This is a genomic window from Prosthecobacter debontii (assembly GCF_900167535.1).
GTDB classification, from domain to species: domain Bacteria; phylum Verrucomicrobiota; class Verrucomicrobiia; order Verrucomicrobiales; family Verrucomicrobiaceae; genus Prosthecobacter; species Prosthecobacter debontii.
The window spans coordinates 258,150-270,090 of the sequence record NZ_FUYE01000002.1 but is presented as its reverse complement, the minus strand read 5'-3'; the positions used below and the strand labels follow the sequence as shown (position 1 = coordinate 270,090).

At 52.7% G+C, this 11,941-nt stretch carries 10 protein-coding genes; 9 read left to right on the top strand and 1 reads right to left on the bottom strand.

What is annotated here, in order from left to right; all coding sequences use genetic code 11:
* Positions 1-6 precede the first annotated feature (6 nt).
* From B5D61_RS03455 to B5D61_RS03425, 7 genes are all read left to right on the top strand, one after another.
* On the top strand, positions 7-978 hold the full coding sequence (locus B5D61_RS03455; RefSeq protein ID WP_078811908.1) for an HD domain-containing protein: 972 nt from the start codon (positions 7-9) through the stop codon (positions 976-978).
* Positions 979-1,090: 112 nt separating this feature from the next.
* Complete coding sequence (locus B5D61_RS03450) at positions 1,091-1,855, top strand: hypothetical protein (protein ID WP_078811907.1); 765 nt, start codon at positions 1,091-1,093, stop codon at positions 1,853-1,855.
* Position 1,856: 1 nt separating this feature from the next.
* A complete protein-coding gene (locus tag B5D61_RS03445) occupies positions 1,857-2,579 on the top strand; it encodes a Sir2 family NAD-dependent protein deacetylase (RefSeq protein WP_078811906.1) in 723 nt (240 codons plus the stop codon).
* 57 nt (positions 2,580-2,636) lie between these two features.
* Positions 2,637-3,158 (top strand): GbsR/MarR family transcriptional regulator, encoded by a 522-nt coding sequence (locus B5D61_RS03440; RefSeq protein WP_078811905.1) that lies wholly within the window; start codon positions 2,637-2,639, stop codon positions 3,156-3,158.
* 48 nt (positions 3,159-3,206) lie between these two features.
* Positions 3,207-4,172 (top strand): acyl-CoA desaturase, encoded by a 966-nt coding sequence (locus tag B5D61_RS03435; RefSeq protein ID WP_139373033.1) that lies wholly within the window; start codon positions 3,207-3,209, stop codon positions 4,170-4,172.
* A gap of 31 nt (positions 4,173-4,203) precedes the next feature.
* Positions 4,204-4,596, top strand: coding sequence for a hypothetical protein (locus B5D61_RS03430; protein ID WP_078811904.1), 393 nt, complete (start codon positions 4,204-4,206; stop codon positions 4,594-4,596).
* Between the two features lie 35 nt (positions 4,597-4,631).
* Positions 4,632-5,090, top strand: a complete 459-nt coding sequence (locus B5D61_RS03425) for a thiol-disulfide oxidoreductase DCC family protein (RefSeq protein ID WP_078811903.1) — start codon at positions 4,632-4,634, stop codon at positions 5,088-5,090.
* A 7-nt stretch (positions 5,091-5,097) separates the two neighbouring features.
* Here B5D61_RS03425 and B5D61_RS03420 read toward each other — a convergent pair whose 3' ends face one another.
* Positions 5,098-6,708 carry an ABC-F family ATP-binding cassette domain-containing protein gene (locus tag B5D61_RS03420; protein WP_078811902.1) on the bottom strand — a complete coding sequence of 537 codons (1,611 nt, stop codon included), beginning with the start codon at positions 6,706-6,708 and terminating at the stop codon, positions 5,098-5,100.
* Between the two features lie 446 nt (positions 6,709-7,154).
* Between B5D61_RS03420 and B5D61_RS26960 the strand changes: the two genes are divergently transcribed.
* Together B5D61_RS26960 and B5D61_RS03410 are read left to right on the top strand one after the other, a co-directional pair.
* A complete protein-coding gene (locus tag B5D61_RS26960) occupies positions 7,155-7,277 on the top strand; it encodes a hypothetical protein (protein WP_281251743.1) in 123 nt (40 codons plus the stop codon).
* A 97-nt stretch (positions 7,278-7,374) separates the two neighbouring features.
* Complete coding sequence (locus tag B5D61_RS03410) at positions 7,375-11,934, top strand: NACHT domain-containing protein (RefSeq protein WP_139373032.1); 4,560 nt, start codon at positions 7,375-7,377, stop codon at positions 11,932-11,934.
* Positions 11,935-11,941 lie beyond the last annotated feature (7 nt).

Genomic DNA, 11,941 nt, shown 5'->3' with positions numbered 1-11,941 from the left:
GTCGATATGGCCTCTAGCTCCCAGCCTTATGAGTTCGTCTTTGCAGAACGCGTCGCTCGTATCCTGGAGCGAGGCCATGTGCTTGCGTATGGACATCGGGACTACTGTGGCATGGGGCTGACCTATCATGAGGGCCGCTTTTATTACGGCGAGGTCTGGGATGGTCAATTGCTCCTCGCTGAGAACATGGCTCAGTGTTTTGAAAGCCGAGAGGCTTTTTCGTTGTGGTTGGGTTCTCAGTCAGACGCGTCATTGTCGCGACAGGATAAGCCCGACAGTTTTTATCATGACAATCAAACTCTTTCACGGGCGCGTTTGATGGACTTTGTGGAGAGGTATGAATCCCTCTCGCGTATCGATTTACAGCGGTGGATTCAGCTATGGGGAAAGCTGGGTGTCAAACAGGTTCAGGAGCCCTGTTTTGGCGGGCTGTGTGCGGCCTACTCCGAGCCGCGCCGTGCCTATCACAATCTCCATCATTTGGAAGCCTGTCTCAAAGAGTTGGACGGCGTGCATGATCAGGCGCAGCAACCGGCCATCCTAGAGACTGCGCTGTGGTTTCACGATGCGATTTATGATCCTCAAACGACCTCGAAGAACGAAGAGCTGAGTGCCAATTGGGCACGCGATGTCTTGGAGGAAGCTGATGCACCTAAAGATCTGATCAAGCAGGTGCGCCGACTCATTCTTTTGACCAAACAGCATGTGCCGGATAAGACGCCCGATGCGGGTTTGATGTGTGACATTGATCTCGCAATTCTAGGCCAGCCCGAGGAGTGCTTTTGGGCCTATGAACGTGCGATCCGTCAGGAATACGGATGGGTGAATGAAAACGAATATAGGCAGGGGCGGATTCGTGTTTTGGAAACCTTTCTCAACCGCAAGAGTATCTATGTCACAGAGCTGTTCGCTGACCGTTATGAAGCTGTAGCACGTTCGAATTTAAAGGCATCTTTGGAACGGCTCGCCGGGAAATAGAGGCTTTGAATGCGGGGTGTTGCTGGATCGCTTTCGAATCTGAACTGAATAGGTCAGATCGAAGACGGGGCCGAGCCGCAAGTAAACCAACCTAACTACCTTTGATATTCCTATGAGTTCTCATGCATCTCCACCTCCTGTCCCGAAGAAAAAAGGCATGTCAGGCCTCGCCATCGCGGGCATCGGCTGTTTGGGCTTGATCGTTCTCATCTTCTTAGCCGGAGGTGCGTTGGTGGCCAAATTCATGCCGCAGATTAGAGAAGCAGCGGCTGAGTTTGAAAAGGATCCTGCCAAGGCGGCAACAATGCTGGCGCTGAAGATGAACCCTGATGTCGAGGTACTGAACACCGACGACACGAAACGTGAAGTGACCTTTAAACTGAAGTCCTCCGGTGAGACGACTACGATCTCCTATGAGGATTTCGAAAAGGGTAAAATGAAGATCAAAAACAGCAAAGGCGAAGAATACACGGTCGATGCCTCCAAGGCCGAAACGGAAGGCATGGTGATCAAAGGGCCTGATGGTCAAATCATCACGGGTGGCAATGCGGCTGCGACTGCGCCGCCTGCCTGGGTGCCTTTGTATCCTGGCTTAGCTTTGCAAGAGGGTGGTGCACGCATGCAGCGGCCTGATGGCGGCGTTAGCGGTCTCGCCGTGGGTAAGGTGGCGGCTCCTTCCGCGCAGGTGTATCAGCACTATGAAACGGATCTCAAGAGCCAGGGGTATGAAGTCACCAGCAGTTTTTCTGACGAACACAAAGCGGGTAATATCCAGGCCACCAAGGATGATGGAAAGACCATCCTAGGCCTCACGATCTCGACCGAATCCGATGGACAGACCCAGGTCGCACTGACGTATCAGGAAGCTGCCAAGTAACATGTCATTGATGCCCCATCCCCGCATCGTCATTCTCACCGGTGCCGGACTCTCCGCAGAGTCCGGCGTGCCGACTTTTCGCGGCGTGGATGGTCTGTGGGAGGGGTATCGCGTCGAGGAAGTGGCCTCGCCTGAGGCCTTCAAACACAGGCCTGAATTGGTACATCGCTTTTACAACCTGCGACGGGCAGCTTTGAAGACGGTTATGCCGAACGCAGCCCATGAATCCCTAGTTAGGTTGGAGCGCGAGTGGCCAGGGAGTTTCCTCCACATCACACAGAATGTGGATGATCTCAATGAACGTGCCGGTGCGCGAAAGCTCTTGCACATGCATGGTCAACTGGCCAAAGTCCGTTGTGTCTGGTGTCGGGTGGTGCTGGACTGGCGTGAAGACTTGTTCGTGGAGACACCTTGTCCTGAGTGCGGGAAGACGGGCAAGCTCCGGCCCGACATCGTCTGGTTTGGCGAGATGCCTTATCACATCGACGAGATCACACGCGCTTTGGAGACTGTGGATATCTTCATCTGCATCGGCACCTCGGGTGTCGTTTATCCGGCGGCAGGCTTTGCTCGATTGGCGGCCGAGAATGGTGCTCAGCGCCTGATCGAGATCAATCCTGAGAGCACAGAGATCAGCAGCCACTTCACCGAGCACCGCCAAGGCCCTGCGAGCGTGGAAGTGCCACGTCTCGTGGATGAATTGCTGGCGGAAGTGGGCAGTTAAAACTTTCGATGTGAAATCAGTTGCGGGTCAAAACTTTCAGAATAGACTGAAAGTAAGATGAAATCTGAAACCGCCCCCTGGGAAACCTCGCGAGAGGAGTTCATTGCCCAGTGGGGGGCTCTGGGAAGCCAGTGGGGGATCAGCCGCACCATGGCTCAGATCCACGCTTTGCTCATGACAGCACCGGAGCCGATGCACACGGAGGAGATCATGGAGCGCCTCAAGGTGAGCCGGGGCAATGCCAACACGAACCTGCGCGAGCTCGTCGGCTGGGGCCTGGTGCGTGTGGTGGTTAAAAAGGGTGAACGCCGGGAGTATTTCGAAGCCGAAAAGGATGTCTGGAAAATGTTCATCACCATCGCTCGTGAGCGTAAACGCCGCGAGCTGGACCCCGCTTTGTCGGTTCTGAAAAACTGCTCTGAGCAGACCAAGGACGAGAAGGCAGGACCCGGTAAAGAGTTTCACCAGCACATGAAGGAGCTTCAGGAGTTCGTGGAGTTCGGCATGAAGGTCTCCGATGTGGTTTCCGGGATGAAGCATGCCTCCGCCCTTCAGTGGGCCATGCGCTTGTTGAGCTGATCTTTTTATTTGCTCGTGACTTTCAAAAATATCCGAAAGTTCAGTATTATGAATGCAATTCAAAGCCTCCCAGGTGCTCATGAACCGCGCATGCACCCGGTTAACAGTCAGACCAACCCCATCCAGGGCAGGGTGGTCTGGAGTCCGATTAAGTCGCTCTGGTTCACCGCGCATGCGTTCCTCGCGTTGATCGGTGGCTGGTTCACTTTCAGCCTTGATGCAGTCCTCGTGTCGTTTGTGTTCACCCTGCTGACGCTTTGCCTGGGACACACCGTCGGGCTGCATCGCCTGCTGGTGCATCGTAGCTTTCGATGCCCTCTCTGGCTGGAGTATGCGCTGGTTCATCTAGGCACTCTCGTTGGCATGGGCGGTCCGCATCGCATTCTCCACATGCACGACATTAGGGACTGGGCCCAGCGGCAGCCAAAGTGTCATCCCTTCTACACCGATCAGGGGCCGGTTTGGCGTGATTGGTTTTGGCAGACGCATGCTGAGTTAAAGCTGGAGCACCCACCCGCCTTTACCATTGAGCCTCAGGTGGCCCATGATCCGGTTTATCGCTGGATGCAGCGCACCTGGATGCTGCAGCAACTCCCCTGGGCCCTCCTCCTGTATGCCTTTGGCAGTTGGGCCTGGGTGGTCTGGGGAATCTCGGTGCGCATTGTGGTGAGCCTTACCGGGCATTGGTTCATCGGTTATCTGGCGCACAATGGCAGCCGTCGAGATTGGCATCTGCAAGGCCATGCCGTGCAGGGATACAACCTCCCGCATCTGGGCCTCATCACGATGGGGGAAGGCTGGCATAACAATCACCATGCCTATCCCGAATCGGCCAAACTGGGCCTGAAGCGTCATCACCATGATCCCGGCTGGTGGTTCATCTGTCTGCTCAAGGGCCTCGGCCTAGCCTGGGACATCCAGACGCCGGAAACCCTGCCGCCAAGAATTGAGCGGCAGGCCATACCTGAAAAACGCTCCGTTAGGCCGCGTGCCGCCACTTTCTTCACCCTCTGATTCGTTCACCCTAACCCAAACCTCAATACCTATGAATGCTACCATCACCACCTATGCCCTTTACCTCATCCTGGCCATTACAATGACCATCTGGGTCGCCCGAACTCTGCACAAAAACGGGCGGATCTTTTTGGTCGAGTGTTTCCAAGGCAACACGGAACTCGCGGACAGTGTGAATCACCTGCTCGTCGTGGGTTTTTACCTCATCAACATCGGCTTCGTCTCGCTCTACCTCAAGACTCGAGAGACGATTGATGGCGCGCAGGGTGTGTTCGAGGTCTTGAGCGGGAAAATGGGCATCGTGCTGCTCGCGCTCGGCGTCATGCACTTCTTTAACCTGCTGATCTTTGCCCGCCTGAGAAAGCGCGGTCAGCTTGCCACGATGCCTCCTCCCGTGCCACCCATGCTGAAGGTTGAGGCCTAACGGATCATTAAACCAATGAACCCCGATGAACGGTTATGAACACACTTACCCTTTTCTATGATGCCCGCTGCGGCCTGTGCTCCCAGGTGAGGCGCTGGCTCAGTGCTCAGCCCGCCTATGTGCGGTTGGACTTTCTGCCCTACGATTCGCCGGAGGCGGCTCAGCGCCTCCCTGCCATCCGCCATCTTCAGGCCGATCAGGAGATCGTCATCCTGGCGGATACAGGAGAGGTTTGGCAGGGAGCAGGCGCCTGGGTCATTTGCCTGTGGGCGCTGCGGGAGTATCGGGCATGGGCGGGTCGGCTGGCCAGCCCGGGCATGCAGGCCATGGCTCGGAAGGTGGTACATTGGATCTCGGCCAACCGCATCGGTTTGTCGAAACTGATGGGTTTCACCAGCGATGCCGAATTGACTGCGGTGGTTGAGCGAGATAGTCCGCCGCCGTTACCCTGCCAGATCAAACCCCCACGGCATGATCTGGACTTGATCGACTGATTGATGATCACTGGGCGATGACCGCCGCGCGGGCGTTTTCCTCCGCGCCGGTCTTCTCCAGGTAGTAGTCGTAACCGCCGCTGTAAGGAGTCACCGTGCCCGCATTGATGTGCAGGACTTTGGTGGCCAGACTGCGGATGAAGTGCACGTCGTGAGAGATGAAAACCAGGGTGCCTTCGAACTTCTGGAGTGCCAGGATCAGACCCTCGATCGCCCAGATGTCCAAGTGCGTCGTCGGCTCATCCATCAAAAGAAGGTTAGGCGGGTCCACCAGGAACTTTACCAAGTTCAGGCGGCTCTTTTCGCCACCGCTCAGCACTTTGCACTTCTTATACACATCCTCACGTTTGAAAAGGAAGCTGCCCAGGATGCTGCGGGCGTCATCTTCACGCAGTTCAGGCGCGCAGCGCTTCAGCTCTTCCAGGATGGTCAGCTCAGGTTCCAGGGTATCCGCACGGTGCTGGGAGAAATAACCCATCTTCACATTCGTGCCGAAGCGGCGTTCACCTTTCTGGAAAGCCACCTCACCCGCCATGATCTTGATCAGCGTGGATTTACCAGCACCGTTCGGGCCGACCAACACCGTGCGCTCGCCTTTTTCGATCTCCAGATCCAGGCCCTGGTAGATCTTCTTCTCGCCATAGGCCTGATGGATGTCCGTCAGCGCGATCACACGCTGGCCACTGCGCTGCGGCTGAGGGAAGTTGAAACGGAAAGCCTTACGTAGGGGGCGCGGACGATCCAGCTTCTCCATCTTTTCCAGCTGACGCTCGCGGCTCTGGGCCTGCGAAGCTTTCGAGGCCACGGAGCGGAAGCGTTCGATGAATTCCTGCATCGCCTCGATCTCCTTTTGCTGGTTCTTCCAGGCTTGGTAGGCACGATCCCAGTTCTCTTCCTTCTGCTTCAGATACTCGCTGTAGTTGCCCTGATATTGCACCAGCTTGCTCTCTTCGATCTCATAGACCGTCTCGATCAGCTCATCCATGAAGTCGCGGTCGTGAGAGATCAGCAGGATCGCACCGGGATAGTTCTTCAGGTAATTGCGGAACCACATCAGGGAGAGTAGGTCCAGATGGTTCGTCGGCTCATCCAGCAGCAGCAGATCGGGCTCGATCACCAGCAGTCGTGCCAGGTGCGCACGCATCACCCAGCCACCCGAATACTCGCGCGCCGGTTTGTTGAAGTCCTCTTCTTTGAAACCGAAACCCTTCAGGATCTTTTTGCACTTCGCCTCGGCCTGCGGGTCGTTCAGCGCGTCGTGTTTGGAGTGCGCCTCATTGTATTCCGGTGCGGAGACGTCCCCCCGCTCCTCATGCTCGCGCAGGATCTTTTCCAGCCGCTCCATTTCCCCCGCCTTACCTGTGGCCACATCCAGGATCGTTTCATCGCCCACCGGTTCACTCTCCTGGGGCAGGTAACCCAGCGTCGTCCACTCATCGCGGATCACTTCGCCCGCATCCGGTTCATCTTCTTTCAGGATCAGGGAAAACAGCGTGGATTTGCCCGCACCATTCGGGCCGACCAGAGCCACGCGCTCGGCGTAGTTTACAGTCATGTTGGCCCCGCCGAACAGCGTGCGGGCATTGAAAGTCTTGGTGACGTCGCGGAGGGTAAGCATGAGGGGCGGCCTCCCTAGCACCGAATCGCCCTCTTTGCAGCCAGTTTTGTGCAAACCCGCCTTGTTGGGCCTAGCCACCTCCTGCGGGCACCCACTCCCGACCCGGTTTCCCGCCCTCGCCTTTCGGGTCAAACCCACCCGCTTTGTTGTGTTTTGATGCCTTTTGTTGTGTTTTGGATGTTCAGGCTCTTCTCGGGGCTTGGGAATCAGCATAGGGTCTTGAAAACGAACCCATTGGGTCAGCAGTCCCTGGCTCAAAAACGGCTCTCGGACGGCTCAAAAGCTCGACAGGGCCACTCCTTAGCCGCCTTGGCAAAAAGGTGGTCCCGCTGACACCACCCTCATCTTTACTCCCCCACGCTCTTGCGAGCGCAGCCACACTCCGCCGCTCAGCCCCCGAGAGGAGCGCGGAGACTCCTCTCCGCTTCTCTTCTTCTAAAAATGGTGTGGGCACTCCTGCCCGCAACTCCGCCTCGGCAGCCTCCTCCGCCCGTTTTTCCTCTGCCAAAACCTCCGCCGCCTTCCGCGCCCGCATCATCTCCACCCAGGCCTCCAACCGCCGACGATAAACTAAAGATGCATGTCTCATGCCCGGACCGGGTGGATAAAATGCTCAAAACTCAAGCGTAATCTTGCAGGCTGCTAAGGATGAGATTGAATGTTCTCATGAGTAGCTTGCGTGGTGAAGAAGCCCTCAAAGATGGTATCTCGTTGGAGTTTACTTGGACCGTCCGGCACTTCCTTGAAGTGATGGATGAGCGCGCCGATTGGATTCGCTTGGGTGGGCTTCCTGGTGAAAGTGGAGTGGATTTTATTCTGGGGATCGGTGACCGTGAAGAGCACCATCAGGTAAAGAGGGCTTTTGGCAGCCGGAGTGAATGGACGATGGCCAATTTAGATGCCCAGGACGTCCTGTCTGATTTCAAAAATCGTTCAATGGATCCTAATGCTAGGTGTCATTTCGTGTCCACGATACCCGCGGTCCAGCTTGGATATTTAGCTGAACGAGCACGGCGCTCCGAAAATTCGGCCCTTTTTAAAGAGCATTACATTACTGGCGATTACAAAGCTTGGTATCAGGAGTTGTTGAAACGGTGGGCGCTAGATGAGCAAGATTGCTGGGAGCGTCTTCAGAGAATTTCTACACGCCACGCCGACGAAAAAGAAGTCGAAAGCTCTTGCCTGCATATCTTGAAATATTTGGTGGATGGGGATGCAGTTGACGCCCACACTCATTTACGAGATTTCTGTTTTACACACTTGCATAAAAAGGTGCGAAGCAGCGATTTGTGGAATTGGCTAGCCACGAAAGGAGTTAGGCGGAGTCCATATTTCGGTGATCATCGAGTGATCGAGCGGCTCGAACGGCAAACCCGTTCTTATGTGGATGGTATTCGTGATAAACTCATTCAGCCACCGCTGCCGCGTAAAATCGCCACTGATATTGTGGAGGTGATGGCCGCGTCTGAAATGGGAGAGGATATTGTGGTCCTCGGTTCTCCTGGTGGTGGCAAAAGTGCGGTGATGATGCAAATCGTGGAGTTGTGCCAGGAAAAAAGATGGCCCGTCCTCGCCTTTCGTCTGGACGATCTTCCAGCTTCACTAACTACCAGCCAGCTACAGGAAAATCTAGGCCTAACTATTCCTCCTGCAAGAGCAGTCGCTTTTGCGGCGGCCGGAGATCATGTGGTGGTGGTTATCGATCAATTGGATGCCGTTAGCGAATATTCTGGTAGAACCGGAAATCTGTTTCTGAGAGCTAGTGAATTGATCCAGGAGTTGCGGGGCTACCGTTATCACATGTCTATCCATTTGGTTATTGCTTGTCGGGAAGTGGATTGGAAGCATGACGGGAGACTGAAAAAGTTGCATTGTAACCAAAAGGAGAGCGAGGCTGACAAAGGTATTTATAAAGTTGAGCCGCTATCGGATGGAGAGATTGCGGCTTTACTCTCTAGCAATGGGATGGATGCAGCATCGTTTTCCCCACAACAGCATCAGCAGTTGCTTCGTATCCCACAATACCTTGCTGTATTGATTGAAACACATCCTTCCGATGAGGAATTGCCCAAGATTATCACACCCAAAAAGCTCTTTGATGCATACTGGGACAAAAAGCAGAGTGATATGGCCAAAAACTTCCCCCAGTGGGAGGCTAATTTTTGGCATCAAATTCTGAGTAACATCACTGAAAAACTCTCGAAGGTAGCTCTTGCGATTGCTCCTTCTGCGCATTCCGATAGTGTGGATGCCCCGCTTGCGGTTTCTGCAAAGTCTCTCCAGAGCTTTTCTCCACTAGCGATTAACTGGATGCTTACAAATGGAGTTTTGACCAAAGGAAAGGACACTATTCGTTTCGGTCATGAGTCATTTTTTGATTATTGTTTTGCTCGCTTTTTTGACGAGCGAGGGGAGACGCTCTTGACCTATTTACTGAGAAGCGATCAAACACTGATTCAACGGGGACAGTTGCGACAGGTCATGGCCTATCTGAGAGATGAAAACCTTGGAGAATACTTGGATGAAGCACAACGAATCCTTGAAGCAAAATATGTTAGAGCCCACCTGAAGCAACTCTTGGTTGCTGTCTTGTGTGATGTTCAAGATCCTTCTATCCAGGAGTGGGAAATATTGAGACTCTATCTTGAACAGAGCTTGATCGATTTTGATTCGGGCAACAGAGGGACTTGGGCGCGTCATGTGTTCGACGCATTCTCTGTTTCATTACCTCTATTTAAGGTATCAGTGTCTTCAGGGGCTTTTACGAACTGGCTGCAAAATGCAGGGGCGATGTCGGTTGGTATGCTGTTTCGTGTTTTGAACAAGCACCAAAATGTCGAGCAGGAAACGGTTTGGCAGATTATTGCTCCTTTACGTGAAAATTCGAAATTTGATACTGCGTTAGATTTTCTCGCACGGTTCTCTAAGGCTGGAAATAGCCGGGAAACTTTTGACTGGCTGCTCGCAGAAGCGCGAGAAAATTTTGATCGCCATAATCAGCAGCAAGAATACCAGGAACGCTTTCACACATTACTTGAAGACCTCGCTAAAAATCAGCCTGCTTGGTTGGCTGAATGGATCGCTGTCTACATCCAAGCTAGGGTTGCATCATGGGGTGACCAGGAATACGAGTTGATCAAGCATCATACAATAGATTCTGAACAAATCGGAGCATCTGCATCTGCAAACCCTGTTGAGTTTGTTTCCCACATAGTTCCTGAAATTATGAAGGTCCCAGACTCTTGGCATCTGTGGATTCAAGATGAGAAAGGGGACGAAGAAAGTGGGTATATCAGCCCAGATCAAGTTCTCTCAAGTTCCCTTGTGAGGGCTCTTCAAAAGATGGTGAAAACCCATCATGAGGAAGCTCGCGAGTGGCTGATGCAATTGAGATCTTCATCTTCAGATGGCTGTCATACCATTTATGCAGGCGTTTTATGTGGAGAAGGAGCTGAATTCACTGCCCTTGCGATAGACTTTCTCTCGCGTGACGAAGAAGCATTCTTTTTGACGTATGGTGACAAGTTGATTGCACGCGTAATTCTTCAGAATCACGCAAAACGATTTTCCAAAGAAGAATTGATGTCAGTAGAGTCTGCCATTCTTAGCTGCTATCCAAAGCGGGAGATGCATGGCCGACATCCTGACGATCAAATCAAACGATGCTTGGGAAATTGGCGAGGATATCAGCAAATGATTCTACTTCGTTCCTTTCCCCGGGAGCTATTGTCTAACCAAGGATCAAGGAAGAGTGATGAGTGGGAGCGAAAGTTTGACTCAGTTCGTCGATATTTCGTAGAAAGCTATAAAAGCAAGCCAATCAACAAAGTTGCTTTGGGGGAGTGGGGACCTGCTGACTACTATGAGGCTTTGGTAACCCGTAAGGCACGGCTTGCAAATGCCCCGAGGAGGTATGAGTTTGGACATGAAACTGGGTTTGGCGATCTATTGATAGATGCGATCAAAAGAAACCCCGGCGTTTTTGTGGAGTACTTATCTGCATGTGATGGGATGACGAACGAGGGCTTTCTCGAGAGCCTAGCGCACGGACTTGCCAGCTCGGATTTGAAGATTGAGATGGCAGAAAAAGCTGCAATGGAGTTTCACCGGCTAGGAGAAAAATGGGCTATGGATGTACTTCGGTTACTTCAAAAAGTGCCATCGGAACATCTCTCAGATACTGCTTTTCTGATACTGATGCAGCACGCTATAGAAGGAGCCCTACCACCATTAACTTCTTCTCAACCCGAGGAAGGGAGGCGAGCCGAACATTTACTCGGTCAAGCGTCTAACAGTGTTCGTGGCCGAGCTTTGGAAGTCCTGAGAGTCAAACTTTGGGAAGACCCGTCGATCGTCTCGCGAATTGCACACCATCTCCCTGCGATGATGAGAGATCCGAATGCCGTGATCAGAGCCGAATTAGCATCAATATGCTATGCAGTGGCATATGCTACACAGCATCGTAGATTTTCGGTGGAGTTGTTTGTTATTCTGGCTACAGAAAACCTTCCTGATCCACATGTTTTGGCGGGTCAATGGTCAATCCGATTTATCAGGGCAAGTTTACGTGATCATTGGTCAACATTGCGCCCAATACTGGAAAATATGTTAGCTTCGGAATTTTCTGAAGTTCGCAGGGCGGGCACTCATTTGGTGTGTATTGCTGTAGTGTCTGGCCTCAACGCCGTGGATATTGCTTCAAAATTGGTCAATTCAACAGATCCCAAAGTTCGTGCCAAGTGTGCAGAAATTGCGAGTCATAATTTAGACATCGAAGCGAATCGATCTTGGACGATTAAGACGTTCTTGACCCTAGCGAACGATCCTGATTTGGATGTTTGTCGTGCTATTGGCTCGGGGCTGTATCACAGTCAGAAAAGAGCTCCTTTAGATTTTAATCAGTTGGAAGATGTATTGAAAAAGTTCGTGACCACACGTGCTTTCACGAGGGCGCCTAGCAATCTGATCGAGGCCATTTCTGATAGTCGATCTGTATTGCCGCATGTCGTTTTTGACATTATCCAGTCGCTGATAAATCGACTGGATGAGCCTGTAGAAGATCATGCAGATCGCCTCTCATTTCATATTGCAACGGCAAGCAGAGTCATAAAGCGTTTGTATCACGAAAATCGAGATGGAATTCTGCGGCGACATGCTTTGGACCTGATTGATGAACTTTGCCTACGAGGCGAGGTAGATTCTTCAACTCTGGATCAGTGGAAATGAAAGTATT